The organism is Phyllobacterium sp. SL163 (assembly GCF_049896885.1).
In the GTDB taxonomy this organism is placed as follows: Bacteria; Pseudomonadota; Alphaproteobacteria; order Rhizobiales; family Rhizobiaceae; genus Phyllobacterium; species Phyllobacterium calauticae.
Genome location: NZ_JAFCVE010000004.1, coordinates 26,634 through 50,898 on the forward strand (window position 1 = coordinate 26,634; position 24,265 = coordinate 50,898).

Sequence of the window (24,265 nt, forward strand, 5' to 3'; positions counted from 1 at the left end):
TTTCAGAGAAACCCATGCGGACCGTATTTCTGTGCCTGATCCTATGCATATTCTCGTCCGCTGCTTTCGCACAACGAACGATATACCTTACCTTCGACGATGGCCCGCTTGAGGGAACGTCGAACATCCTGGACGTCATTCAAGCGCAAAACGTTCCGGCCACGATGTTCATGGTGGGCTTGCATGCCGACGCGAGCAGCGAGCGGGCAGCATTGGTGACAAAGGCCAAGTCGATACCCTTCATCACGGTGGGCAACCACAGCTACACCCATGCGAACAATCACTATCGCCTTTTCTATTCCTCCGTTGAGGAGTTGCTGGCCGATCTGGCGCGCGCCAACACCTCGCTGGGGCTGACCGGCAACCCAATCCATGCGCGTCTGCCGGGACGCAATGTCTTCCGCCTTCCCGACCTGTCATCGGACGATCTGTCGATTGGCAAGCCGGAAGACCGGCGTGAAGAACCGGACTTCGAATTTGTCGCGGCGAGCGGTTATTTTCTCTACGGTTGGGATCACGAATGGGTCCATGAGAACAGCGGCAAACCTGTCCAGACCGTCGATCATTTGCTCGGCGAGATCGATCATCTCTTCGGCTTCGGCAAACTGGCCCAGCCCAACAAGCTGATACTTCTGATGCATGACGAGATGTTTCAGGACATGTTCAACGGTGCGGACAATCTGAAAGCGCTGATTACAGGACTGAAGGCCCGGGGTTATACCTTTGGCCGGATCAAGGATTATGACGCCGGCTGAACCTGCCCCGGCGTGCGCCCCTGCTCATGGCTGTTGAACTCCAGTATCACGTTGCAGCCGGTTTTCTGCTCCCCAAGGCTCAAGTCGATGCCATGCAGGCGCGCGATCGCCGCCACGAGGCTCAAGCCAAGCCCGTTGCCCGGTTCATGGCGGCTTCTTTCACCCCGGTGAAATCGCTGCAGCACCAGTTCCTTTTCCTGTGGGGGAATGCCGGGGCCGGTGTCTTCCACTGAAAGCCGCGGCCGCTTCAGATGCCCGTCCAGGCTGACTTTGACGGCGCCGCCACGCGGCGTGAACTTGATGGCGTTGTCGACAAGATTGCCCACGGCTTCAAACAGCAGGCTAGGATCGCCGAGAATGCTGAGGGGAACCGCACCGAAATCAACGGACAGTTCGACCCCGCGCTCCTCGGCAAGCGGCTCGTACAGGTCCACCGCATCCGATACGACGGTTTTCATATCCACCGGCACAAACCCTGCCCGGCGCGCACCGTCTTCAATCTCCGAAATACGCAGGAGCGCGCTGAACGTCTTCAACATTGATTGCGTTTCCACAATCGCGCCATCGACATATTCGGCATATTCATCTGCAGTCACCGCCCTGCGGCGGGCACGCTCCAGCCCCGCCAGCATGCGCGTCAGCGGGGTCCGCATATCGTGCGCGATATTGTCACAAACCCCTTTCACTTCGTGCATCAGCCGCTCGATCTCATCGAGCATCGAATTGACGACCTTCACCAGCCGGCGCACATCGCCGCTGCCGCCCAGGGCGGGCAGCCGCTGTGTCAGATCTCCGCTCATGATGTTGCGGGTCGCATCTGAAATCGTGTGGATCTGCCTGACGGAACCGGCACCGATAAACGCCGCACCGAGCAAGCCCAGGGCCGCCGTTACGGCAGCGCCCAGGATCATGGCGTTGGTGAGGACATCATTGAATTCGCGCAGCTCCCCGACATCCTGCGCAATGAGAAGCGTGTTGCCGGATGGCAATGACCTCATAACCCCGCGGAAATGCGCACGTTTGCCAGCCCTCAATGTCGCGAAATTGTGGGGATCTGGCTTGATCTTATCCGCTGCGGGCAAAGCCATGGGGCTGCCTGCAAGAAGCACACCGTGCGGGTCGAACAAGGAAATCGGGCGTTCCTTGACGGCGTTCACGGATTCCCTCGTCGCCAATCGCGACGTGATGGCCTGATCGTCAAGCGGGGAAAAGGTAGTGACCTCCCGCAGCAGCCACTCATCCGTGCGGTCTGTCAGAAAGTCGCGGGTTTCCCATGAAAGAAAGGCAAACAGCGCCCCTGATGCGACTGCAAAGAGAACCAGAAAAGCGATAGCCAGCCGGAAACTTGTTGTGTGTACGAGTTCAATCAGGCGCATCAAGCACATATCCCGAGCCGCGGACTGTTCTGATCACCGCCGCTGCTCCGGTGGCTTCGATCTTCTTGCGAAGCTTGCTGACATGAACGTCGATGACATTCGTCGGCTCGTCATAACGATAGTGCCAGACTTCCTCAAACAGCATTGTACGGGTCACGATCTGGCCCGCATGGCGCATCATGTATTCCAGCAACCGGTACTCTCGTGGCAGGAGATCGATGAGTTTTCCGGCCCGCTTCACGGTATGGGTCAGGAGATCGGCTTCCAGATCACCGGCGCGAAGCGACGTTTCCGGCATGGCGACCGACCGCCGCCGTGCCAGCACGTCGATGCGTGCCGTCAACTCCAGGAATTCGAACGGCTTGGTCAGGTAGTCATCGCCCCCTGCCTTCAATCCCCTGACCCGCTCGTCCACGGCGGAAAGCGCACTCAGGATCAGCACCGGCGTGTGGATGCCGGCAGCTCTCAGGGTCGACAGCACGCCCAGCCCATCCAGTTCTCCCGGCAGCATGCGGTCAAGAACGATGGCATCATACTTGCCCGTCACGGCTTCGAGCAGTCCCGCTCGGCCATCGGCGGCTATTTTGACGGCACAGCCATTGTCGATCAGCGCAGCTTCGATTTCGGACGCTGTCCGGACATCATCCTCGATTACAAGAATTGTCGACACGTCACCTCCATGAAAACGCCCAATTGAGATTGAATCTGAGAGGCGGGCCTTTGCTATACACCATAATTGGTGCGACCCTGATGCGACTTCGCCAAAACATTAAATGCATTTTATAAATGGAAACGTCATCCATGCGAATATTGATCGTCGAAGATGACAAAAAGACGGCGCGCTTCCTGACGCGCGGCCTGAACGAAAGCGGCCACGTGGCCGATCATGCCGCGGGCGGCGAACTCGGGCTGACCCTCGCAATGGAGGGCATTTATGACGTGGCCATCATCGACCGCATCCTTCCGGGCCTGGACGGTCTGGCCGTGGTTGCGGAACTGCGCCGGCTGAAGATCAATCTGCCGGTGCTGATGCTCAGCGGCATCGCCACCGCCAAGGACAGGATTGAGGGATTGCGCAGCGGTTGCGATGATTATCTCGGCAAGCCCTATGCATTTTCGGAAATTCTTGCCCGTGTCCAGGCATTGCAGCGACGAAACGACCGGACGGCTGGAGCCGATATACTGAGCGTCGGAGATTTGACGCTTGACGTGAAGAAGCGGCAGGCCGCACGCGCCGGTTCCGCCATTGACCTGCAGAACCGCGAATTTCTTCTTCTGCGCACGCTCATGCAGCATGCCAATGCGGTCGTTACCCGGTCCATGCTGCTCGAGGCGGCGTGGGATTATGATTTCGAGCCGAAGGGCAACATCGTCGACATGCATATTCACCGGTTGCGGAAGAAGCTGAACTCCGGTTTCGAAGAGTCCATTCTGCATACCATCGCCGGTGCCGGTTATCTCATCGGGCGGATGCCGGAAGACCAGGCGCTTGGCGGCGATTGACCTCACACCGTGCCCGGCGCGCACTTTCTAAAATACATTTCATGTTCGCGCGAAGTCGAGAGCATGACCAGGCATCCATTATCGGGGCAGCAGCAAAATTGATTGCCGCATTTTCTTGCCTCGGTGGTGCCAAAGATGGAATTAGACGCTGTTGTTTCTGTACAGAACCCCCGCCGGTTCTGGCCTATCGGGCACGTTGGCCGAAAACGACCCAATGGGCCGTCATGTGCTGCTCACGCGGCACGCTCGCCATCGGTTGATTGCGCCGTTGCCTATCTTGGTGCGTGCCCATGCTGAACCGCGGCCCCAATGAATTCCGTCAGGACGATGGTCATCTGAACGAGCCCGCCGAGCCGAGGCCGGGTGGCCGCAGCCGCCGCCGGTTTTTTGTGATCGGCGGCCTTGTCATGCTGGCCGCAGCCGGTTTCGCCGGACAGCACTATTGGTCGTCTCTGAACGGTCTCCCGGTAAAATCGGCTTCCGCGCCGACTGCTATCCCCGTCACCACCGGGAAAACCGACATTCGGGATCTATCGATTGAACGTTCCGCCCTCGGCACCGTGACAGCGCTGTCCACCGTGACGGTGCGAACCAAGGTCGATGGCCAGCTGCTCAATCTGGCCGTTCAGGAAGGTCAGGATGTCAAGGCCGGCGACGTCCTGGCCCGGATTGATCCGCGCCCTTATGAAGCCGAACTCGCCCGTGCCCAATCCACGCTGGCCAAGGACAGTGCCCAGCTGATTGTTGCAAAGGCCGATTATGACCGCGCGTCCAAGCTATCGAGTTCGGGCTATGGTGCAGTCCAGATCGCCGATACCGCCAAAGGTCAGGTGGCTATTCTGGAAGCAACGATTGCCGGCGATCAGGCCGCCATCGATGCCGCCAAGCTCAATCTGGAATTTGCGACGATCACTGCGCCGGTGAGCGGCCGCACCGGCCTGAAGCTGGTCGACGAAGGCTCGATGCTTCATGTATCGGACGCCGCGGGTCTCGTGACTATCACCAAGATGAAACCGATTGCAGTCCAGTTCTCGCTGCAGCAGGACGACCTTCCCGATCTCCTGGCCAGCCAGAACAGCGGCGAGCTGACGGTCGCCGTCGACAGCCGTGACGGACGACAACATCTTGCTGACGGCAAGATCACCGCCATTGACAGCCAGGTGGACCAGAATACCGGCATGATCAAGCTGAAGGCCACCTTTCCCAATGAAAACCTGAGCCTGTGGCCCGGCGAGCTGGTGACGGCGCGGGTGGTGACACGAACGGACCGCAACGTCATCGCCGCTCCCGCCTCGGCGATCCAGAACGGGCAGAGCGGACCATACGTCTTCGTTGTGAAGCCCGATAACAAGGTGGCGACCGTTTCCGTCGAAGCGGGTGTGACTGCGGGCGGATTTACCGCCTTGAAATCCGGTCTCGGGCCGGAACAGGACATCGTCGTCAGCGGACAATCCCGCCTGAGCGACGGCGCTTCGATTTCGGCAAAGAACGCCAAGCCGAATGTTGCAAGCGCTGCGGAGACAAAGCCATGAGCATCTCCGAGGTCTTCATCCGCCGCCGCGTGGGAACATGTCTGCTTGCACTGGGAATGATGCTTCTTGGCGCGGTCGCCTACTTCATGCTTCCCGTCGCCTCGCTGCCCCAGGTGGACTTTCCAACCATTCAGGTGGAAGCCACCCTTCCCGGCGCCAGTGCCAACACCATGGCAACATCGGTCGCCACGCCGCTGGAAAATCAGCTCTCCAATGTTTCCGGGGTCAATCAGATGACCTCGACCAGTTCTTCGGGCCGGACCAACATCACCATTGAATTCGATCTGTCGCGGGACATCAACGCCGCGGCGCAGGATATCCAGGCGGCCATCGGCGCGGCGGCGGGCAGCTTGCCCAAGAGCCTGCCAAGCCCTCCCACCTATCATAAATCCAACCCCGCCGAAGCCACGGTGCTGACGCTGGCCTTGACCTCCGACCGCCTTCCGCTCACCGAACTCGACCACTACGCCGAAGACATCGTTGCGCAGCAGGTGTCGCAGATGAACGGTGTGGGGCTCGTGGATTTTCACGGACCGCAGCGTCCCTCCGTGCGCATTCAGATCGACCCGGACAGACTGGCCGCACGTGGGCTCACTCTGGAGGATGTCCGCAGCATCGTTGGCAGCCAGACAGTCAATACACCCAAAGGCTCGATCAGCGGCGACGGCCGCACCACCGTCCTCGATGCCACGGACCAGATCGTCGATGTTCCGACCTACCGCAACACCATCATCGCCTACCGCAACGGCGCTCCGATCTACCTCAAGGATGTGGGCAAGGTGATCGCGGGGCCTGAAGACAACAAGCAGGCCGCATGGCTGCAGACGAAACGCTCGGTCATGATCGATGTTCACAAAATGGCCGGATCGAACATTCTCGAAACCATCAGCAACATAAAGGCCAGGTTGCCCGCACTGGAAGCCGGGCTTCCAGCTGGCGTCAAACTGTCAGTCGTCGGCGACCGCACGCAGATCATCGACGCATCGGTGTTCGACGTGCAGATCACGATGCTGATCACCGTCGCGCTCGTGGTCATGGTCATCTTTTCGTTTCTGCGAAACTTTTGGGCAACGCTCATTCCGAGCATAACGATCCCGCTGTCGCTGCTCGGCACGTTTTGCGTCATGTACCTTCTCGGCTACAGTCTGGATAATCTGTCGCTGATGGGACTGACAATTGCTGTCGGCTTTGTCGTGGACGATGCCATCGTCGTCATCGAAAACATTGTGCGCCACCTCGAAAACGGAAAATCCAAGCTGCAGGCCGCCATCGAAGGCGCGCGTGAAGTCAATTTCACGATCATCTCGATGACCATATCGCTTGTCGCCGTTTTCATCCCCATCCTGCTGATGGGCGGCATTGTCGGGCGCCTGTTCCGCGAATTTGCCGTTACGGTCAGCGTCGCGATCCTGATGTCCGGCCTGATATCCCTGACCGTCACGCCGATGTTGTGCGCCTGGCTGATCCGCGACGAGAAACACACATCGCACGGGCGCATCTTCAACTGGTCCGAGCGACTGTTCAATTCGATCACGCGCGCCTATGGCCGCGGACTGGATTTCGTTCTCCGGCACCGCAGCATCACGCTCGTCGTCACCTGCATCACCCTCGTATTGACGGTGTGGCTCTACGTCATCGTCCCCAAGGGATTCCTGCCCGAACAGGATACGGGTTTCATTCAGGCGCAGGCACAGGCAGCAACAGATATTTCCTTCGATGCGATGTCTGTCAAAATGCAGAACCTTGGCGACATCATCATGCGGGATCCGGCCGTCGACAACGTGGCCTACTGGATCAACCCCAGCCCTTCCACCGCCGTGGGACAGGTCCAGATCAATCTGAAGCCGTTCGGCCAGCGCAGCACCGCCCAAGCGGTCATGGCGCGCCTGAAGAAAGCCGTCGCGGGCATGGAGGGACTGACCCTCGGCATGCGGATACGTCAGGATATTCAGGTCGGCGGCCGCTCATCGGCATCGCAATACCAGTACACGCTTCAAGCTCAGGACACGGACGAACTGACCAAATGGGCTGCCGTCATGTCCAAGGCCCTCAGTTCATTGCCCGAGGTCCAGGACGTGATCTCCGACAAGCAGAACGAAGCCACGAGCGCGACACTGAACATCGACCGTGCCACCGCATCGCGTCTCGGCGTGAGTGTTCAGGCCATCGATGACACGCTCTACGATGCCTTCGGACAACGTCAGGTCGCAACCCAGTTCACGCAGGTCAGCCAGAACCACATCGTGCTCGAGGTCGACCCGCGCTACAGCCTGTCCACCGATGCACTCAATCATCTGTTCGTGCGCTCGTCGACGCTGAACCAGCTCGTTCCGCTGAGCCTGCTGGCATCCGTGAAAACAACCGTGTCACCGGTGACGATCAATCATCAGGGGTCAATGCCGGCAACGACACTCTCCTTCAATCTGAAGCCCAACATAGCCCTCGGCGACGCGGTGACGGCCATCCACACCGCGGAGTTGAAGGCAGGGCTCCCAATCACCGTCACCGGCACGTTCCAGGGTACGGCACAGGCCTTCCAGAGTTCCCTGAGCACCCAGCCATGGCTCATCCTGGCGGCGGTCATAGCGGTCTACATCGTGCTCGGCGTTCTCTATGAAAGTGCCATTCATCCTCTGACAATCATATCCACCCTGCCCTCGGCCGGTCTCGGCGCCTTGCTGGCCCTGCTGCTGTTCGGCCAGGACCTGTCCATCGTCGGGATGATCGGCATCATTCTCCTGATCGGGATCGTGAAGAAGAACGCGATCATGATGATCGACTTTGCCCTGGAAGCCGAGCGCCATCAGGGTCTGGCCCCGGCCGAGGCGATCCATCAGGCCTGCCTGCTGCGCTTCCGGCCGATCATGATGACGACCATGGCCGCTCTCCTCGGCGCATTGCCCCTGGCGCTCGGCACAGGCCCCGGCGCGGAACTGCGCACGCCGCTTGGCATTGCCATCGTCGGCGGACTTGTCGTCTCGCAGATCCTCACGCTCTTTACGACGCCGGTCATATATCTGGCGCTCGGCGGTTCGGGCAAAAAGGATTATGCGCTGGACGATACAACGCCTGATATGCTTCCCAGCAAAGGAACAGTTCTAACCCATTGATACAGAATATATTTTCAGGCGTCGCTCTCGGGATGACCGGAGAGCACGCCTGATTGTTTTTGTGCTCCTCGTGGCGGCGGCCGCGCGCCCTGTGTGCACAGGAATGCCATACTTGTCCTGTAAGGGTGCGCAGGATACGGTTGTTAACCGGCTTGCAAACCCAACGGCCCGTGATGGCCAGGAGATACCCATTGATGACTGTGCGAAACGCTATTTTCTCGTGTCTTTTCCTTGCGGCGCTGACTGGCCAGTCCGTCGCCGAGACACAGGATATCGCCGGAACCTATGTCAATGATACCGGCCGCACGAAGGTTCGGCTGAGTGACTGCGGCGCCGGGATTTGCGGCACGGTCGTCTGGATGAGCGCGCCCGTAAACGATGTGAAAAACCCCGATGCGTCCAAGCGCAACCGGCCTGTTGTCGGCATTCAGGCCGTAACGTTGAAGCCAAACGGCGTAGGAACCTATTCCGGAACCCTCTACAACACCGAAAATGGCCAGACCTATACGGGCAAGGCAAAGGTTTCGGACCAGGGCATAGAACTGTCCGGCTGCGTCCTTGGCGGATTGATCTGCAAGGTCTCGGTCTGGCGCCGCGCCGACTGAGCCGCCGCCAACCTCTATCCGCTGGCCAGCGCTTGCATGCCGCCGACAGCACACCTATGTGCAACGTGAGGCATTAACCGGCATTCACTGGAGGGCTTTCATGAGTCGTCGTGCTGCAGCTGTCGTCCTTGCAATCCTTGGCATTGCCGGTTCAAGCCCGATTGCATGGGCTGCCCCATCCGTCAATGCGGGCAGGAATGTACCGAGCACCACCACCCCTTTCACGGCAACGACCGTTGCACGTTTTGATACGCCGTGGGCCATAGCCTTCCTCCCCGATAGCCGCATGCTTGTTACGGAAAAGCCCGGCCGGCTTTTTCTGGTTACCCGCGAGGGAAGCAAGACGGAGATTAGCGGCGTTCCCAAGGTGGCCTATAGTGGCCAGAACGGCCTGCTCGACGTGGCGGTCGCGCCGGATTTTGCAAAGAAACCCGTCATTTACCTGACCTACGTGGAACCGGGGGCTGGCGGCAGCAGTCTCGCCCTCGCCCGCGCCGAACTCTCGCTGACCGGAAAGACCGCCGCATTGAAGGGGCTGGAGGTCATCTGGCGGCAGATGCCGAAGGGCAGCGGCGGCCAGCCCGGCGGAATCGTCGCGTTCTCCCCTGACGGTCGGCACCTGTTCCTCACATCGGGGGATCGCATGCGGCCAGACACCGCCCAAGACCCCGATCAGGCGCTGGGAAAAGTGCTGCGCCTCAATCTCGACGGATCGACCCCTCCCGACAATCCCTGGGCCAAGCAAGGCGGTATCAGAGCACAGATCTGGACCCTCGGGCATCGCAACCCCTACGGCCTTGCCTTTGATGCCAAGGGCAGGCTCTGGCTGGATGAAATGGGTCCGAAGGGCGGCGATGAACTCAACCTCCTGAAGCCGGGACGGAATTACGGCTGGCCGATTGTCTCCAACGGCGACAATTACAATGGGACACCCATTCCGCGCCATGATACCCGTCCGGAATTCGAAGCGCCTCTTGTCTACTGGACGCCGGTCATCGCTCCCGCCGGTCTTGCATTTTACCAGGGCGACCTCTTCCCGCAATGGAAAGGCTCGGCCTTTATCGGCGGATTGGTCGAGAAGGGCTTCGTGCGGATCAGCTTCGACGCCGATGGCGGCGCCCGGGAAGCGGACCGATGGGTGCTTGGCCATCGCATCCGCGATGTCGCCGTGGCACCGGACGGCGCGCTTTGGCTGATCGAAGACGAAAGCAACGGCCGCCTGCTGCGGCTGACGCCGAAATAGGAGCATGGCATCGTCAGTGCCGTTGCTTTGACGCAATGCTCACCGCGATATGAGCATCGGCAGTTCGGTGTTGGACAACAGCGATCGCGTCACGCCGCCAAACAGGATTTCGGTGGACCGCGGGTGACTATAGGCGCCGATGACCAGCAGATTTGCCCCTACCCCACGGGCTTCCCGCACAATCGCGTGAGCAACCGGTTCATTTGACGAAACGACGAGAACGGTCGCCGGCACATCGTGCTTAGCCAGATGGCTCAGGAGATCCGCGCCCGGCTCATGATTGCAATCGGCCGCAGCGCGACCGTTTTCGATGACCAGTATCGTGACCTGCTTTGCCGTCACGATAAACGGCATGGCATCGTAAACCGCCCGGCGCGCCTCCCGGCTGCCATTCCAGGCGATAACCACCTTGTCACCGATAGTCCCTCCATCCCACTCCCGCGGAACAACCAGAACGGGAATTCCCGTTGCAAGGAGCAATTGTTCGGCCGACCAGCTCATCGGAAGATCACCCAGCGGCGGTTGTGCGGCAACGATGAGGTCCGCATTCAGGCCTCGGACCATGTTCTGGTCATCAAGCCTGTCCTGCCATGCAACACGAAACTCGGAACCGACGCCCTCGGCTTCGGTTATCCGGGCGAAGTGCCGGCCCGACCTGATCAGTTTGTTCTCGTCAGCGCTTCTTTGGCGAACGATCACCTGTCGGATTGCTTCCGACCCGCGCGCAAAATTTTCGGATGCCGAGCCGTAGGCGGCCCGCGTCAAACCGTAAACACCGACGAGATAAGCCCCATGCTTCTTGGCGAGGCGCGCCGCGTGCGCACCAACTTTCTCGCCGGGGAGAGAGGCATCCAGGAAAACGACGATATCACGCCACACGGAAAGCATCGGAATACTCCTTGAACCATGTCCTTCTCAAGATATGGTATCGGGATTTCCATTTGTCACCCATCATGGGGCGTGCGGCGTGTTAAATTGTCGATATGGTTGAAATGCTTGACCACCTGCCTGTCAGGTGTCATTCGCCTTGCGGCTTACTTCCCGGCAAGCACACCATCCAGTGTTGAAGCGAGACATCCATCGCCGTTCTGATCACCGGCCATCCTGGTAAAAACCTCAGCCATGGCGTGGAAAAGCGCTGCGCCGGGATCGTCAGGTCCAAGGAACTCGGCAATCTCTTCCATCTCGGCAACCCATCGATAGGCCTTAGGGTACATATCGGGTATTGAGCGTTGAAAACGGGCGAGAAGCTCCGGCATGCTCTCCGCCATCTCGGCGTGCAGGCTTGCCGCGGAACCCGATCCGGCTGCGGCCAGCAGCATGGTCGTTCCAAGCCCGACCAGTCCCTTGTTGATGCCGGCATAGACCATCTTCAGGGCGGAGGCTGCACCGATCGAACCGTCGACGCGGTGGGTCCGCAAGCCGAGCGCCTTGAGACGGTTGACAATCCCCTCGTCACCGCCGCTCACATAGAATTTCGGTCCTGCATTATCGGGTTTCGGCGGCAGGCCGATAATAGCGCCATCGAGTATATCCCACCCTGTCCCGGACAGAACTGATGCGACTTCGCGCATCGAATGCGGATTGATCGCGTTGAAATCGATGAACGTGCCTTTGGCACCCGCTGCCGACAAAACCGTTGCGAACCCGTGCGCGACGCCGACCGCTTCCGCCGGAGGAACAATGGAAAATATCAGATCGGCCCTTGCGATATCGGCGATGGCTGCCGGTTCAATGCCCGCCGCCCGGACGCGGTCCAGTGTCCGCTGGCTTCGCCCTTCGGTAAAGGAAAGGACGCGGGCTCCGCCCTGTATCAGGCGTTGCCCGACGGCGCTGCCCATGGCCCCGGCTCCGATGATGGCGATGGTTGTCGGCATGAGTTCATCCTCAAATGATCTGAACACTCCGACCAAGCCTCGCCAAGCGCCGTTCGATTGTCAACGGCTCAATCAAGAGGCCGAAAGCCCTCGGATGCGCTCCAGCAGTGTGCGGACGGCACGCCGTGGGCTCCCCCGTTCTGTGATGGCATGGAATTTCAATTGGCTGGCTACCGGAGCGCCGGAAATCGGCACAAGGCTGCCGTTTTGGACAAATATCTCGCCATAGGGCGCGCGTAGGAGGGCCACACCGCTTCCCGCAGCCGCCGCATGCAAACCCAGATCATAGTCCGGATAGCGGCGATCCTGCGGACGCGGGCGATACCGGTGCCCGCGCTCGGCCAGCCAAATACGCCACGCATCGGGATAAGCGTCGTGAATAAGAGGATGGCGGAGAATATCGCCCGGCTCAGGTTCATCTCCCAAGACGAGGGCCAGCTCGGGCGATGCGACGGGAAGGAGGACTTCGTCGAAGAGCGGCATGGCCACACCATCGCTCCAGTCACCGCGGCCATAGCGTATCGCCACGTCAACCTCGCCGAGCGGCGCATATCGTCGGTCAAGCTCCAGTTCGATCCGCAGATCGGGTGGAGAGCCCTCCAGTTTGGCAAGGTTCGGCAAAATCCACAGCCGCGCGAAGGACGGCAGGACGCTGATCCTGACGGTTTCGGGCTGGCGGTTCTCCCGCCATTCAGCCGCCCCGCTATCGATCAGGTCAAGCGCCTGCTCGAACAACCGCACAAGCCGTTGCCCTTCGATCGTCAGGCGAACCCCGCGCCCGTGCCGTTCGAACAATGCCGTCCCGGCCCAGGCCTCGACAATGGCGACGCGCCGGCTGATAGCTCCATGCGTCAAATCGAGTTCATCGGCAGCGCCGGAGAACGAGCCGGTGCGATTGGACGACAGAACCGCCTGTATGGCATCGAAGGACGGGAGATCCGAGCTGTGCTTCATTCTCACAGCTCACGCCATATCAGCACTCTATGTCAAGTCTGGAACGTGTTTTACAGTCTCCGCATGACCTCATCCCGCCCCACACTTTTACCGATCCTGGCTATCTCCACGACCATTCTCGTCTGGGCGACAGCTTTTCCCGCAATCAAGCTTGCGCTCACACAACTGGAGCCCTTGCCACTCGCATCGATCCGCTATGCCATCGCCGCACTGCTGGCCGCGATATGGCTGGTCTGGAAGCGCCCTGCCCGCATGCCGCTGCCTCATTTCCTGCTCTGTGCCGGCTGTGGCATTGTGGGCGGCGCCGGTTACAGCGTTCTGCTGAATATTGGACAGCAAACCGTAGCGGCGGGCGCAGCAAGTTTCCTCATCAAGACTGAATCGCTCTGGATGGCGACATTCGCCGTCGTGCTCCTGAAGGAGCGGTTTCCGCCCATTGCCTGGGGCGGAACCCTGTTGTGTATTATCGGCATTGGCTTGATAGCCAGCGCACAGGCTGGCGGGCTGACCCTGAACTCAGGTGCCGCCTTTGTACTCGGCGCTGCCTTGTGCTCGGCAACGGGCTTCACGGTGCAGCGCCAGCTGGTTTCGCGCTATGGTGCCCTGCATGTGGCGGCCATCATGTTTGTATCAGCTGCGCTCGCGCTTTCGCCATGGCTGTCGCAGGCCATAGCGCAAACCGGCGATGCATCGCTTGCCGTGCAGGGCTGGATCGGCTTCCTCGGCATTTTTCCCACCGCAATCGGCCTGGTTTGCTGGGCCTATGCGCTCGGCACGTTCGGCGTCGCCCGGGCCGGAAACTTTCTCTACCTCATTGCCCCCATCGCCATGCTGATCGCCTGGCTCATTGCCGGCGAACCGCCGAAAATGAGCACGGTCCTTGGCGGCATGCTCATCCTGGCCGGGGTTGTAATCGTGAACATGCGCGGCAAGACAGTGCAGACACCGGTTGACGTCCGCACCGAAACGCCGGCGACCGATACCGCACCATTGCCTACAGCGTCGATAGTTTCAGACCAATCAGTCCCGCAACGATGAAGCCGACGCTTGCAAGCCGGAAAAGCGTGACCGCTTCACCGAGGAAGAATATGCCGACGAGGAATGCGCCGACCGCGCCGATACCGGTCCAGATGGCGTAGGCGGTGCCGAGCGGCAGGGATTTCATCGCCACGGCGAGCAAGCCAAAGCTGATGATCATCGTGACGATGGTGATCACACTCGGCACAAGCCGCGTGAAACCGTCGGACTGTTTCATTGTGGAAGCCCAAATCACCTCAAACAGGCCAGCAAGAGCAAGATAGATCCATGCCATGATCGTTCCTTTCACAGGGGTATTGGTTTCAGTGGCCGGGATGAAGCGCATCGTTCAGATACATGCATGTCAGCATCGCGAAGACGTAGGCCTGAATGAAAGACATCAGCAGTTCAAGTCCGGTCAGGGCGACGGCCATGGCCAGCGGCAGAACGGCGGCCAGAAGTCCGACGCCGCCCGCATCAACCAGATCAGCCACAAAGCCGGAAAACACTTTCAGGGTGATGTGCCCTGCCAGCATCACCGCAAACAGGCGCACGGAATGACTGAGCGGGCGTGACAGGTATGAGATGATCTCGATGGGGATAATCACCGGTGCGAGCACAACCGGCACGCCGGCCGGCATGAACAGCCTCAGGAATTTCAAACCGTGCCGCCGGAAGCCGTAAATGGTGACCGTGAGGAAAACGAGAATTGCCAGGGCAAAGGTGACAATGATCTGGCTGGTTACCGTAAAGGCATAGGGAAACATGCCGATCAGGTTTGCCACGAGGATGAAGATGAACAGCGAGAAGACAAACGGAAAGAACCGCATCCCCTGTTCACCCGCATTTTGCCGAAGCAGGCCGGCGACGAACTCGTACAGCATCTCCGCCGTGGACTGCAGACGTCCCGGATTGAGCCTGCGTTTGCGTATGGACATCATCAGGAACGCACTGGAAACAGCAACGGTCAGGACCATATAGGCGGACGCGTTGGTGAAGCTGATCTCATGGCCCGCGATCTCGGCCAGGCGGACGAGCGGCTTGATTTCGAATTGTTCGATAGGGCCAGCCATCACAGACCTCGCCCGGTCTGACGATGAGAGCTGGCTGGAACGGCGACGGTCAAACAGGAAAAATTCAGTCCGGTGTGGGACACCATCATCTCCTTCAATCGAGATAACGGGGCCGTCCCCATGCGCAACCATGACACAGGTCGTCCTGTGCATGGCTGTCCTAGCCGCCAATCCGCAGCAATTCAAGTCAACAAATCGTCAGATGCAGATCGAAGGGCCGGCTAGTCGACGGAAATCACCTCGCCCGTGCGCCGGTCGACGCTGACGCGAACATCATTGCCGCGCCGATCTGTCCCCTCCACGATGAAACGGGACCTCGTCCGGTCTATATTATCCACGTTGCGCAAACCTTCGGCGCGGGCGATCCGTACTGCTTCACGCTCGCTGATATCCATGCCGCGCCGCATGGGCCGCTCGGCACCCGGTTCGACAAGACGCACACCGCCCGGCCCGATTTCGAGTGATTGAGCGAAAGACGGGGCCGCCGACAGGACTGTCACCGCCGCAATGGCTGCAATAGCAAAATGTTTAAACATGATAGCCTCCCAAAGAACATTGTTAAAATGCATGGTCACCAAGGGAAACGCCAAGCGAGGGATGTTGTTCCGTTCAAATGCCCGAGGCTTGCTGATCTGCCGGCTTCTTGTCGTAGAAGAGTTCTCCCGTTCCCATGGTCAAATCGGCTTTCACCGCAGCGAAGTCGCTGGCCGATGTCCAGTATCGCAGGGTGATGGCGATGGATTCATCCGTGAGATCCGAGGCGAAGACCTGCGGGGCCGGATCCCGCAAAATGCGCTTGTCATTGGCGGTCAGCGCCACCAGGTTCTTGCGTATCCGGTCGATATCCTCGCCATGATCGGCCCCGAGTGTAATGTCATTGCGGCGGACACCGTTGCGCGTGTAGTTTTTGACGGGCTGGGTCCAAAGGGTTGAATTGGGCGCAAGGACATAGACGCCGTCCGCAGCCCGCAAGCGCGTGGCAAACAGCCCGATTTCCTCCACCGTACCGGAAATGCTGCCGACTTCGACATATTCCCCGATACGCAGAGGCCGCAAGGCCAGGAGCATGATGCCGGCCGCGATATTCTGCAGGGTCCCCTGCAGGGCAAGGCCAATGGCCAGGCCGACAGCGCCGATGGCGGCAATGACCGACGCGGTCTGAATGCCGAACTGGCCGAGCACCATGACCGCCACCAGTCCCAAAACCGCATAGCGGGCGATTTTTGAAAAGAAGCGGCGCAGTGTCAGGTCGAAGCCGCCGACCTTCCCCAATCCGGCATAAAGCCAGCGTTCCACCAGTCCGGCAACGATGTAGCCGATCACCAGCAGCAATATGGCGCCAAGGACCGAGAACGAATAGGTGACAACAAGCGCGCTTGCCTGATGAATACCGGTCTGTATGGCGGTGACAGCGTTTTGGGGATCAAGTTCCATAGGCCAATTCTCCTGATCAGAAACTGTGGGTGGGAAATATCAGAGTGTTGGGACGGTTCCTTCGTGAACTATTGCGTCAATCTCAAGGACATTGCATCCGCGATGTCCTTCCGCCCGTCGTTCCGGACATACTTTTGACAACCCATCCGGGCGATATGCCATTTCAGGGCTTGCGCCGAAACCCGCTGTCTGATTCTTTGCCGGACATTGGGGTACGGAGAGGCTTTGATTCTCCGAGTGAGCTCCGTCATAACATTACGTACCTGCACGCCGATACAGACCATCGGCCGGGAATAAGGATTGCACGATGTCAATTAACCTCAAGAAGCCGGAAATTTCCGAGATGAAGCCGAATATCACCGTGTTCGGTGTCGGCGGCGGCGGCGGCAATGCGGTTAACAACATGATCCGTGAAAACCTGCAGGGTACGCAGTTCATTGTGGCCAATACGGATGCCCAGGCACTGGCCATGTCCAAGGCAAGCCGGCTGATCCAGCTCGGCGCCAATGTGACGCAGGGGCTTGGCGCAGGCTCCCATCCGGAAATCGGACGGGCTGCTGCGGAAGAAAGCATCGATGAAATCATGGATCATCTTGCCGGCACGCACATGTGCTTCGTAACGGCAGGCATGGGCGGCGGCACCGGCACCGGCGCAGCGCCGGTCATTGCCCGCGCAGCCCGCTCGGCCGGCATCCTGACGGTTGGCGTCGTGACAAAGCCATTCTCGTTCGAAGGCACGCGCCGCATGCGCATGGCTGAAGAAGGTCTGGAAGAACTGCGCGACAGCGCCGATACGCTGATCGTGATCCCCAATCAGAACCTTTTCCGCGTCGCCAATGCGTCCACAACCTTTGCCGATGCCTTTGCCACGGCCGACCGCGTTCTCTATTCCGGTGTTGCCTGCATCACGGATCTGATGGTCCGCGAAGGCCTGATCAATCTGGATTTTGCCGACGTGCGCTCGGTCATGCGCGACATGGGCCGCGCCATGATGGGAACGGGCGAAGGCACCGGCGAAGGCCGCGCACAGGCAGCCGCCGAAGCTGCAATCGCCAATCCGCTTCTCGACGTGGAATCGATGAAGGGTGCCAAGGGCGTCCTGGTATCGATTTCCGGCGGACGCGACATGACCCTGTTTGAGGTCGATGAAGCCGCAACCCGTATCCGCGAAGAAGTCGACGATCAGGCCAACATCATTCTCGGCGCGACCTTTGACGATGCGCTGGAAGGCGTATTCCGGGTATCGGTGGTTGCAACCGGCATCGATGTTGCCCGCGCTGCCGCATTGTCTGATGCAGGCACACCCGGCTCCGTCCTGTCGATGACAAGACGCCAGGCCTGAATTCCCTTGCATGAAATCCCATACGGCGCCGCTTCCGGCGCCGTATGGGTTTAGACATCAGTCTTTTTTCTTGCCTGATTCTATATCCAGCGCTGCCTGCTCAAGAATCTTGCGAACCCGGTCCGCCTCCTCCGCATCCCAGCCGTGACTGTGCAGGTGGAGCGCGGTGCGCAGCGTGTCCATCGCGTGGGCGATGGCCTCCGGTGCGCGCTGTCCGGCCATGGAACGGGCAACCATGCCCATCCGCGTGCGGACCGCATCCACCAGGTTCTTGTTCTCGGCGAGATAGGCAAGCCCCTCCGCCGTGATGGTATACAGCTTTTTCGAGCCTTCGCTCGCCGCTGCCGTTACCTGCCCTATTTCCTCGAGGAAAGTCAGGGACGGATAGACAGAACCGGGGCTCGGCGCATAGGCGCCGCCGAACAGCTCTTCGATGTCCTTGATCAGCTCATAGCCATGGCGTGGCCGCTCGGCGACCAGCGCCAGCAGAACCAGACGCAGGTCGCCCGATGCGAACACCCTGCCTCCGCCGCCCCTGCGGCCGAAACGTCCGCCGCCGCCGGGTCCATCGTGACCGCCGCCGTGGCGGCCAAAACCGCGTCCCATGCCGTATATGACAAAACGCTCATCGCGTTCGTGCCGTTCGTGATGACAATTTCCAAACATTGCAAATTCTCCTTTCATGCACAAACGATATATCTTTTGAGTCTATCTGTAAATACAAACTTCAATATGCATCGGGTGCTTGCTCCGTTGGAAGGGCTAGGTGCATGATTGTGCTGAGGAAAAAATTGCAGTGCGAACCGGCAAAATGACCCGGAAACCGCGAAAACAGGCTCGGTCGTGAATGGAGGACCGGCGCCGCCTGATGCCGCCTATGTGACGCGCCTTGCGCATATCGTGGCCGGGCGATAGCAGTATATGCGGAAATCTCGCTCCTGCGAATGAAGCACGTAAGCCAATGTAAGGACGCTCAAGCATGCTCACCGTCTATGGCGAAGGTCGTGGGTTCCGTGTCGTTTGGCTGCTCGAGGAATTGGGATTGGCGTATCGGCTGCGCCCGGTCGATCTGCTCGCTGTCGGGAATGATCCCGATTTTCTTGCCATCAACCCCGCCGGCTTTATCCCGGCGCTACAGGACGGCGAGACGATCATGGTCGAATCGATCGCGATCCTCGAATACCTGCTCGCCCGCCACGGCCCGAGCCCGCTCGCCGTCGCGCCGGATGATCCGGCTTTCGCCGCCTATCTGCAATTCCTCCATCTGGGAGAGGCTGGGCTCGCTGAACCAATGAATGCCGTCTTCGTTGGTCGTGCGCTTGCGCCCGAAGCAGAGCGAAATGCCAGGGTTACACGCTGGGCACTGGAGACCTTTCACAGTCGGCTCGGATTGGTCATCCGGCGTCTCGCAGATCATCCGTTTCTCGCCGGAGATCAATTCACCGCTGCTGACATTTCAGTGAGCTACGCTCTTTTGTTTGGTCTGCGTACCGGCAACTATATCCCAGGTTCGGTCGAGCGTGCCTATCTCGCCCGCACGACGGCACGCCCCGCATACGCCCGAGCGATGGATATCTGCCAAGCCACCAAAGCTTGGGCGGAGCGATCACCGACGTTGTAGAGCCAAGTCGTGAATCCATGGAAGGGATTCGCGCGGGCGGTGTACCGCGTGTCGATGTCGAGGCTACGGTCCAATCAGCGGCGGCGGCGATCAATTTCCCGGGCTTCCTCCCGCGTTATGCCGATATCATCGAGCAGATGATCACTGAGCTTGCTGACCCGCGGATCGCCCGCCCGTTCTCCGCGATAACGCAGATAGATGTTCCAGATTGCCATCGCAGCGGTTTTGACGAATACCGCAAACGCGTTACCGCTGTGTCTTTGTAGTAGACCAGTCGTCTCTATATGGGACATAATAAATCTCCTATGGATGGTTTGTGAGCAAGCAATCGAGCGTCATGGTCGTGAACCGCTTGAGCGGTGCGATGCTGCCTTCCGTCTTCATACGGATCAGCGCCCCTTCATAGGCATCGATCAGAAAGGCTGCCGTCTCGTCGGGATCGAGATGCGCGGGCAATTCGCCCTGCGCGCGCGCCTGCCGCAGAACCGTCTGGAAATCGCGTTGCCACGCGGCGAAGGCCCGGTGCAGTTCCTGCCTGAGGACGTCGCTGTGGGCGGCAATCGATTGGGCGAGATTGCCGAGCAGGCAGCCGCCGATCGGATTCTCCCGGGCGAATTCCTGCTCGTAATATTCGAAATAGGCACGCAGGCGTTTAAGCGGCGTCTGGCTTTCATCGCCCAGGATCCGCGTCCGGACGATCTGGTTGCCCTCGGTGTAAAAGCCGAGGACTGCGGAGGCAAATTCCTCCTTGCTGGCAAAGAAATGGTAAAACGAGCCCTTCGGCACGCCAGCCGATTTGAGCACGGGGCCGATGCCCGCCCCTTCATAGCCATGTGAAAGCAGGGCTTTCAGCCCTTCCTCAATCAGTACGGTGCGTGTGTCGATCTTTCCCATGCCGCTAGAATAGACCAGTCGTCTAGTAAAGTCAAACATCCGGACGATTCCCGGCCGCGCGATGCGCATAAAAGCAAAAAGGCCCGCCGGACGGCAGGCCTTGTGCACTCTCTGAACGACAAGACGAAAATTACCGATGCCGGCCTGCGGCGGCCGCCCGAAGGAATCGCCGGTCGACCGGCTCGTTGTGCGTCACCATATCGGGCGAAGCATCTGCCAATCTGCGCAGGTTGCGCTCGCTTTCAAATTGCATCACCGACAATGCAATGCCGACGGAGGGCTTGCAGCGCCCATGCAGGGATGCCACCAGAATTTCGCGGCAGGAGAAAAAAGTGCTCAGATCACAGTTGGCGAGATAGGCGTCGACGGCGGCACGCGCATTCAGAAACGCCGATTTCCAGACCTCCATGATCTCGCTGTGCAGGACGACCGCAAGCCGCCATCGCTCGAGACGCTCAGCCGCATTGGCGGCACTGTGGTAGGAATCCAGACGCAGGCGCAGCGCGTCGCAGAGCGCGGCCAGCGGGCCGATCTCCTGTTGAATGACCGCTTCCGCACCCTGGATCAGTTTTGCGGTTTCCGGATGGGCATCTATAGGTTGGGATTTATCCCAATTGCTCGGCATAGTGGTCTATTCCCTCGAAAATGGAGGCACTTGAGGAGGCGCTTTCCTATGCGATGCGAAGTCCTGTCAGGCGTGCAGAACCAGAATTTCACCGCATGTACCGGTTCGATTTACTGGCATTCCGACTGTGGTTGTGCGATCAGCCTCTGCAGGATTGAAAACAGTTCGTACTTGTCCAAACTGTCATCGTCCTCCAGCAGAAGAGAACAGATATGCTGTGCCTTCGCCGCAAATTCTTCCAGCGTTTTTGCCGGATACCTCAACATGGCAACGCGCGCACGATGTTCCGCGTCGGTTGCCGCCGCCAGGCGCCGGTCTGACGATGCGTTGTCCTGTTCGGAGTCCGCACGATCGGTGCATGTCCGGACAATCCATTGCAATTCACGTCTGGAATGCCTGTGCCATTCAAGCACAGTTGCAATCGAAGCAACGCTTTCGGTCGGATCAACCCGGACACCATCGATGGTAATGATAGCCAAAGTCACGCCGCATACCCTCTCAATGCAACTCAATGCACCGTTTCGCGTTTCGGTCGGAACACTATGCGGTTATGTCCAGAAAAATAGGGACAACCCTGTCCCTATTTTGCGCTTTGCATAAATCGCACTACTCTGTAGACGCAACTCCTGTAATTTGAACAGAGTGGCGCGCAACTGTTGGTACGCGTGAGAGCGATGTCGGAACAAACGTCCAAGCATACACATGTGCTGGTCATTGAAGATCAACACCTCATGAGGCTGGCCCTGATCCATGAATTGCAGGCAGCATTGCCGGCATCCATTGTTCACGGCGCGGCCAATGTCACCATTGCGCTGGATCTGCTGGAGTCGCATCAGTTCGACCTTGTGGTCATTGACCCCGGCATGCCCGGCTATGACCCCAAATCGCAGGACGACCGCTTGGACGTTGTACAAGTCATCCTCGATCTTTCACCGGACGCAATCCATTTTGTCGTCACGGGTTCCGATACGGATGAAGAATGGGAGCATTGTCAGAAACTTGGCGTGGTTGGCTACCTCGCCAAGAACAATATAAGGCCAGGAGCCCTCGTCGACGTTCTGCAGGAGGTTGCAGAACGGGGCTACAGCGTGAGGTTGTCCAACGAAACAACGGCTCCACCGGAATTTTACCATTCCGGCCTCACGCCGCGTGAACAGGAAATACTCGGCTGGATGCGACAAAGACCGTCGGGGATCAGCCGCAAGGAAATATATGAACAGCTTGGGGAACGCTTTGATATAGACGCGGCATCGGCAGAAAAATACTACAAGCGAGCACGCGCAAAGCTTTTAAAAACCGGGCTCCTACCAAAGGGGTTATAATGGGGTTGGCTCTGGACATTAAAAAAACTGAAGAATCGATGGCAAAGGCAGTGTCGGAAGAACCCTTCCCTGCCGCCATCTCCAACGAAGACAAAGGCGCATCGCGCGCCTGGAAATATCTTGCATTCTTTTTCGCGGCACTGTGGATCGGTTCGCCGCTCTGGTACGGCACGGCATTCGCAAATGACGACCCTGCGGTCATTCAAATGCAGGACACGGCAGGCAAGCCTCTGGGGACCTTTACCCAGGAGCAGCTGAGACAGCAGTTTCCCATGCATGATCTGGTCACGGAAACGCCTTGGACCAACGGGGCAAAGGTGCATTTTCGCGGCCCTTCCCTGCAGGAAATGATTGCGAAATACAAAATCGGCGACAAAGCCAATCTCGAAGTTGCCGCATTCGACAATTTCATTGTAAAAGTCACGATGGAAGAAGTTGTTGAATTTGCGCCCATCATCGCAATTGAGAGAGCTTGTACCGATGCCGACAAGCAAAGCGGGGCCTGTACCAAGGATCAGAATTTCAGACCGTTGTCGCTCGATGATGGCGGCCCGTTCTACATTGTCTGGCCACTCTCCAAGCTTCCGAAAGCTTATGTCCCCGCACGCAACACGATATGGGTTTGGTTTGTTACCTCGATCCGTCCGGTTGACTGAACATGAAGCTGGATAAATACCTCGATCCGCTCTTCTACATCATTCTGATCAGCGCAGCTTTGGTGTGTTGCTGGTCATTCATCCGGGCGGACACGTATCGTATCCAGTCAAACGAAATCATGAGCCAGAGCTTCGAGGTCCAGGTCCGGGCTTCGCAGGCGCGCGAAAAGATTGCCAGCATCAAGGGTTACCTGACGCTGGCAACCCGGACAGGTGAAGTCGAGCCGCGCCTGCTGTCGGAGGTCACGCTCATGAACTTCAACCTCAAATCGCTGCAGCAGCTGGACTATGCCGATCGGTTCCTCGATGCACCCGATATTGCGGCCCTGCAAAAGACGATCTCGACGGTGGACACCGTACTGGTTCCGCAGATCAAGGCGGGAAACCAGTTCGACAAGGCGCTGAAAACCATACAGACAATCGAAACGGACATTTTTCGCACTGCCGGTTCGACACTGGCTCACAGCATCACCCTTCAGGGAACCGCGACAATTGCCGCGGATGTCGCCAGAAACAAGCTCTTGGGCGCCGCCGGCGCACTTATCCTGGTGGGATTGCTCATGCATCAGCGCAGCCTTCTGGCCCGGCGCAAGGATCAGCACATCCGCTCCTTCTCCACCCTGTTTGCCCACATGACCCGGACGCGGATTGCAGCCCTGCGTCTTTTTCTCGGCTATGTCGGCAACAACGCCATTCCGTCCTCTGAAATGACCGCGGCGGCCCGCAACACCATTGCCGAGCTTGAAAGCATCAATGAGGGATTGATGATGATCGGGCACTCCAAGACGCAGTTCCGCAAGGTGCCATTGGGCGAATTGCTTGCGGACATCGTGTCGAAGAGCGCGGTCAACCTGCAGCTGGACATCGATCAGGCCGCGCGCAATTCGCTTATTCCGGCATCGCAGTTCCACCTGATCATCGATGAACTTGTCCGCAATGCGATCAATGCCGTCGCCACCCGCGCCACCCCCGTCATTGCCATCAAGGCCAGTATCCACCGGCGCTTTCTGCAGCGCCCGCGGCTGATACTGGTCGTTGCCGACAACGGCATCGGCATGAGCCCGTCGACGCTTGCCAAGGCCAAGGAGCCGTTCTTTTCAACCAAGGCAGGCGTTCATCTTGGTCTCGGACTGACCAACTGCATGGAACTGGTGAAAACCATGGCCGGCAAGTTCAAGATCACCTCGACGCCCGATGTCGGAACCACCGTGCGCATCAGCTACGCCCTGGACAGTTAGGGTGCCGGCCATTTCCGAACAGAATAATTCGAATTAAACACAAGCGGGCATGGCTTTCTTCATTTGTTTCGGGCTTGAATACCGCTGC

General features: G+C 59.0%; 26 protein-coding genes. 12 read left to right on the top strand and 14 right to left on the bottom strand.

Annotation, left to right across the window (positions count from 1 at the left end):
- The first annotated feature begins 14 nt into the window (after positions 1–14).
- A complete protein-coding gene (locus ACP7B1_RS09920; RefSeq protein ID WP_346306590.1) occupies positions 15–755 on the top strand; it encodes a polysaccharide deacetylase family protein in 741 nt (246 codons plus the stop codon).
- Here the strand turns inward: ACP7B1_RS09920 and ACP7B1_RS09925 are convergent.
- Together ACP7B1_RS09925 and ACP7B1_RS09930 are read right to left on the bottom strand one after the other, a co-directional pair.
- Positions 740–2,131, bottom strand: a complete 1,392-nt coding sequence (locus ACP7B1_RS09925; protein ID WP_426136899.1) for a sensor histidine kinase — start codon at positions 2,129–2,131, stop codon at positions 740–742. The genes ACP7B1_RS09920 and ACP7B1_RS09925 overlap by 16 nt on opposite strands.
- Complete coding sequence (locus tag ACP7B1_RS09930) at positions 2,118–2,801, bottom strand: response regulator transcription factor (RefSeq protein ID WP_403175791.1); 684 nt, start codon at positions 2,799–2,801, stop codon at positions 2,118–2,120. The genes ACP7B1_RS09925 and ACP7B1_RS09930 overlap by 14 nt, the downstream gene beginning before the upstream one ends.
- Before the next feature lie 131 nt (positions 2,802–2,932).
- Between ACP7B1_RS09930 and ACP7B1_RS09935 the strand changes: the two genes are divergently transcribed.
- The 5 genes from ACP7B1_RS09935 to ACP7B1_RS09955 all read left to right on the top strand — a co-directional run bounded on the left by ACP7B1_RS09935 (position 2,933) and on the right by ACP7B1_RS09955 (position 10,124).
- On the top strand, positions 2,933–3,634 hold the full coding sequence (locus ACP7B1_RS09935; protein WP_346305032.1) for a response regulator transcription factor: 702 nt from the start codon (positions 2,933–2,935) through the stop codon (positions 3,632–3,634).
- Between the two features lie 290 nt (positions 3,635–3,924).
- A complete protein-coding gene (locus ACP7B1_RS09940) occupies positions 3,925–5,166 on the top strand; it encodes an efflux RND transporter periplasmic adaptor subunit (protein WP_346305033.1) in 1,242 nt (413 codons plus the stop codon).
- Entirely contained in the window at positions 5,163–8,276 is a 3,114-nt protein-coding gene (locus ACP7B1_RS09945) for an efflux RND transporter permease subunit (protein WP_426136900.1), read from the top strand. Before ACP7B1_RS09940 ends, ACP7B1_RS09945 begins: the two co-directional genes overlap by 4 nt.
- 194 nt (positions 8,277–8,470) lie before the next feature.
- Positions 8,471–8,881, top strand: a complete 411-nt coding sequence (locus ACP7B1_RS09950; RefSeq protein WP_346305222.1) for a DUF2147 domain-containing protein — start codon at positions 8,471–8,473, stop codon at positions 8,879–8,881.
- 100 nt (positions 8,882–8,981) lie between these two features.
- Positions 8,982–10,124: a PQQ-dependent sugar dehydrogenase gene (locus ACP7B1_RS09955; RefSeq protein ID WP_346305221.1), complete on the top strand. Its 1,143-nt coding sequence runs from the start codon at positions 8,982–8,984 to the stop codon at positions 10,122–10,124.
- 39 nt (positions 10,125–10,163) lie between these two features.
- Here the strand turns inward: ACP7B1_RS09955 and ACP7B1_RS09960 are convergent, their stop codons facing one another.
- From ACP7B1_RS09960 to ACP7B1_RS09970, 3 genes are all read right to left on the bottom strand, one after another.
- Positions 10,164–11,012: a universal stress protein gene (locus tag ACP7B1_RS09960; protein ID WP_346305220.1), complete on the bottom strand. Its 849-nt coding sequence runs from the start codon at positions 11,010–11,012 to the stop codon at positions 10,164–10,166.
- 146 nt (positions 11,013–11,158) lie between these two features.
- The gene (locus ACP7B1_RS09965) at positions 11,159–12,001 is read right to left on the bottom strand and encodes an NAD(P)-dependent oxidoreductase (RefSeq protein WP_346305219.1); all 843 of its coding nucleotides are present in this window, start codon (positions 11,999–12,001) and stop codon (positions 11,159–11,161) included.
- 72 nt (positions 12,002–12,073) lie between these two features.
- Positions 12,074–12,955: a LysR substrate-binding domain-containing protein gene (locus tag ACP7B1_RS09970; protein WP_346305218.1), complete on the bottom strand. Its 882-nt coding sequence runs from the start codon at positions 12,953–12,955 to the stop codon at positions 12,074–12,076.
- Between the two features lie 63 nt (positions 12,956–13,018).
- Between ACP7B1_RS09970 and ACP7B1_RS09975 the strand changes: the two genes are divergently transcribed.
- On the top strand, positions 13,019–13,993 hold the full coding sequence (locus ACP7B1_RS09975; protein ID WP_426136901.1) for a DMT family transporter: 975 nt from the start codon (positions 13,019–13,021) through the stop codon (positions 13,991–13,993).
- On the opposite strand, the gene sugE is transcribed toward ACP7B1_RS09975, so the two are convergent.
- The 4 genes from sugE to ACP7B1_RS09995 form a co-directional block, all read right to left on the bottom strand.
- Positions 13,950–14,267, bottom strand: a complete 318-nt coding sequence (sugE, locus tag ACP7B1_RS09980; RefSeq protein WP_223613041.1) for a quaternary ammonium compound efflux SMR transporter SugE — start codon at positions 14,265–14,267, stop codon at positions 13,950–13,952. The two genes, ACP7B1_RS09975 and sugE, sit on opposite strands and share 44 nt — an antisense overlap.
- Before the next feature lie 28 nt (positions 14,268–14,295).
- The gene (locus ACP7B1_RS09985; protein ID WP_346305216.1) at positions 14,296–15,045 is read right to left on the bottom strand and encodes a F0F1 ATP synthase subunit A; all 750 of its coding nucleotides are present in this window, start codon (positions 15,043–15,045) and stop codon (positions 14,296–14,298) included.
- Between the two features lie 221 nt (positions 15,046–15,266).
- On the bottom strand, positions 15,267–15,581 hold the full coding sequence (locus tag ACP7B1_RS09990) for a PepSY domain-containing protein (protein ID WP_223613039.1): 315 nt from the start codon (positions 15,579–15,581) through the stop codon (positions 15,267–15,269).
- A gap of 73 nt (positions 15,582–15,654) precedes the next feature.
- Complete coding sequence (locus ACP7B1_RS09995; protein ID WP_346305215.1) at positions 15,655–16,479, bottom strand: mechanosensitive ion channel family protein; 825 nt, start codon at positions 16,477–16,479, stop codon at positions 15,655–15,657.
- A 307-nt stretch (positions 16,480–16,786) separates the two neighbouring features.
- On the opposite strand from ACP7B1_RS09995, the gene ftsZ reads away from it, so the two are divergent.
- On the top strand, positions 16,787–17,821 hold the full coding sequence (gene ftsZ / locus ACP7B1_RS10000) for a cell division protein FtsZ (protein WP_223613037.1): 1,035 nt from the start codon (positions 16,787–16,789) through the stop codon (positions 17,819–17,821).
- Positions 17,822–17,878: 57 nt separating this feature from the next.
- On the opposite strand, the gene ACP7B1_RS10005 is transcribed toward ftsZ, so the two are convergent.
- Entirely contained in the window at positions 17,879–18,487 is a 609-nt protein-coding gene (locus tag ACP7B1_RS10005; protein WP_346305034.1) for a PadR family transcriptional regulator, read from the bottom strand.
- Between the two features lie 313 nt (positions 18,488–18,800).
- Between ACP7B1_RS10005 and ACP7B1_RS10010 the strand changes: the two genes are divergently transcribed.
- Positions 18,801–19,442 carry a glutathione S-transferase family protein gene (locus ACP7B1_RS10010; protein ID WP_346305035.1) on the top strand — a complete coding sequence of 214 codons (642 nt, stop codon included), beginning with the start codon at positions 18,801–18,803 and terminating at the stop codon, positions 19,440–19,442.
- Between the two features lie 74 nt (positions 19,443–19,516).
- On the opposite strand, the gene ACP7B1_RS10015 is transcribed toward ACP7B1_RS10010, so the two are convergent.
- The 4 genes from ACP7B1_RS10015 to ACP7B1_RS10030 form a co-directional block, all read right to left on the bottom strand.
- Positions 19,517–19,735, bottom strand: a complete 219-nt coding sequence (locus ACP7B1_RS10015) for a DUF1127 domain-containing protein (RefSeq protein WP_346305036.1) — start codon at positions 19,733–19,735, stop codon at positions 19,517–19,519.
- Between the two features lie 10 nt (positions 19,736–19,745).
- The gene (locus ACP7B1_RS10020; RefSeq protein ID WP_426136902.1) at positions 19,746–20,375 is read right to left on the bottom strand and encodes a TetR family transcriptional regulator C-terminal domain-containing protein; all 630 of its coding nucleotides are present in this window, start codon (positions 20,373–20,375) and stop codon (positions 19,746–19,748) included.
- Between the two features lie 91 nt (positions 20,376–20,466).
- Positions 20,467–20,961: a hypothetical protein gene (locus ACP7B1_RS10025; protein ID WP_346305038.1), complete on the bottom strand. Its 495-nt coding sequence runs from the start codon at positions 20,959–20,961 to the stop codon at positions 20,467–20,469.
- Positions 20,962–21,071: 110 nt separating this feature from the next.
- The gene (locus ACP7B1_RS10030; RefSeq protein WP_346305039.1) at positions 21,072–21,446 is read right to left on the bottom strand and encodes a hypothetical protein; all 375 of its coding nucleotides are present in this window, start codon (positions 21,444–21,446) and stop codon (positions 21,072–21,074) included.
- 189 nt (positions 21,447–21,635) lie between these two features.
- Here ACP7B1_RS10030 and ACP7B1_RS10035 point away from each other — a divergent pair, with 189 nt between their 5' ends.
- The 3 genes from ACP7B1_RS10035 to ACP7B1_RS10045 are packed head-to-tail and all read left to right on the top strand — an operon-like array spanning position 21,636 to position 24,177.
- Positions 21,636–22,283: a response regulator transcription factor gene (locus tag ACP7B1_RS10035; protein WP_288193163.1), complete on the top strand. Its 648-nt coding sequence runs from the start codon at positions 21,636–21,638 to the stop codon at positions 22,281–22,283.
- On the top strand, positions 22,283–22,939 hold the full coding sequence (locus ACP7B1_RS10040; RefSeq protein WP_346305040.1) for a hypothetical protein: 657 nt from the start codon (positions 22,283–22,285) through the stop codon (positions 22,937–22,939). Before ACP7B1_RS10035 ends, ACP7B1_RS10040 begins: the two co-directional genes overlap by 1 nt.
- Before the next feature lie 2 nt (positions 22,940–22,941).
- On the top strand, positions 22,942–24,177 hold the full coding sequence (locus ACP7B1_RS10045) for a sensor histidine kinase (protein WP_223613028.1): 1,236 nt from the start codon (positions 22,942–22,944) through the stop codon (positions 24,175–24,177).
- Positions 24,178–24,265 lie beyond the last annotated feature (88 nt).

Bases quoted from the DNA above. Each gene is read 5' to 3' on its own strand.
- ACP7B1_RS09920 (WP_346306590.1), top strand. From the start codon at position 15: ATGCGGACCGTATTTCTGTGCCTGATCCTATGCATATTCTCGTCCGCT.
- ACP7B1_RS09925 (WP_426136899.1), bottom strand. From the start codon at position 2,131: ATGCGCCTGATTGAACTCGTACACACAACAAGTTTCCGGCTGGCTATC.
- ACP7B1_RS09935 (WP_346305032.1), top strand. From the start codon at position 2,933: ATGCGAATATTGATCGTCGAAGATGACAAAAAGACGGCGCGCTTCCTG.
- ACP7B1_RS09940 (WP_346305033.1), top strand. From the start codon at position 3,925: ATGCTGAACCGCGGCCCCAATGAATTCCGTCAGGACGATGGTCATCTG.
- ACP7B1_RS09945 (WP_426136900.1), top strand. From the start codon at position 5,163: ATGAGCATCTCCGAGGTCTTCATCCGCCGCCGCGTGGGAACATGTCTG.
- ACP7B1_RS09950 (WP_346305222.1), top strand. From the start codon at position 8,471: ATGACTGTGCGAAACGCTATTTTCTCGTGTCTTTTCCTTGCGGCGCTG.
- ACP7B1_RS09955 (WP_346305221.1), top strand. From the start codon at position 8,982: ATGAGTCGTCGTGCTGCAGCTGTCGTCCTTGCAATCCTTGGCATTGCC.
- ACP7B1_RS09960 (WP_346305220.1), bottom strand. From the start codon at position 11,012: ATGCTTTCCGTGTGGCGTGATATCGTCGTTTTCCTGGATGCCTCTCTC.
- ACP7B1_RS09965 (WP_346305219.1), bottom strand. From the start codon at position 12,001: ATGCCGACAACCATCGCCATCATCGGAGCCGGGGCCATGGGCAGCGCC.
- ACP7B1_RS09970 (WP_346305218.1), bottom strand. From the start codon at position 12,955: ATGAAGCACAGCTCGGATCTCCCGTCCTTCGATGCCATACAGGCGGTT.
- ACP7B1_RS09975 (WP_426136901.1), top strand. From the start codon at position 13,019: ATGACCTCATCCCGCCCCACACTTTTACCGATCCTGGCTATCTCCACG.
- sugE (WP_223613041.1), bottom strand. From the start codon at position 14,267: ATGGCATGGATCTATCTTGCTCTTGCTGGCCTGTTTGAGGTGATTTGG.
- ACP7B1_RS09985 (WP_346305216.1), bottom strand. From the start codon at position 15,045: ATGGCTGGCCCTATCGAACAATTCGAAATCAAGCCGCTCGTCCGCCTG.
- ACP7B1_RS09990 (WP_223613039.1), bottom strand. From the start codon at position 15,581: ATGTTTAAACATTTTGCTATTGCAGCCATTGCGGCGGTGACAGTCCTG.
- ACP7B1_RS09995 (WP_346305215.1), bottom strand. From the start codon at position 16,479: ATGGAACTTGATCCCCAAAACGCTGTCACCGCCATACAGACCGGTATT.
- ftsZ (WP_223613037.1), top strand. From the start codon at position 16,787: ATGTCAATTAACCTCAAGAAGCCGGAAATTTCCGAGATGAAGCCGAAT.
- ACP7B1_RS10005 (WP_346305034.1), bottom strand. From the start codon at position 18,487: ATGTTTGGAAATTGTCATCACGAACGGCACGAACGCGATGAGCGTTTT.
- ACP7B1_RS10010 (WP_346305035.1), top strand. From the start codon at position 18,801: ATGCTCACCGTCTATGGCGAAGGTCGTGGGTTCCGTGTCGTTTGGCTG.
- ACP7B1_RS10015 (WP_346305036.1), bottom strand. From the start codon at position 19,735: ATGTCCCATATAGAGACGACTGGTCTACTACAAAGACACAGCGGTAAC.
- ACP7B1_RS10020 (WP_426136902.1), bottom strand. From the start codon at position 20,375: ATGTTTGACTTTACTAGACGACTGGTCTATTCTAGCGGCATGGGAAAG.
- ACP7B1_RS10025 (WP_346305038.1), bottom strand. From the start codon at position 20,961: ATGCCGAGCAATTGGGATAAATCCCAACCTATAGATGCCCATCCGGAA.
- ACP7B1_RS10035 (WP_288193163.1), top strand. From the start codon at position 21,636: ATGTCGGAACAAACGTCCAAGCATACACATGTGCTGGTCATTGAAGAT.
- ACP7B1_RS10040 (WP_346305040.1), top strand. From the start codon at position 22,283: ATGGGGTTGGCTCTGGACATTAAAAAAACTGAAGAATCGATGGCAAAG.
- ACP7B1_RS10045 (WP_223613028.1), top strand. From the start codon at position 22,942: ATGAAGCTGGATAAATACCTCGATCCGCTCTTCTACATCATTCTGATC.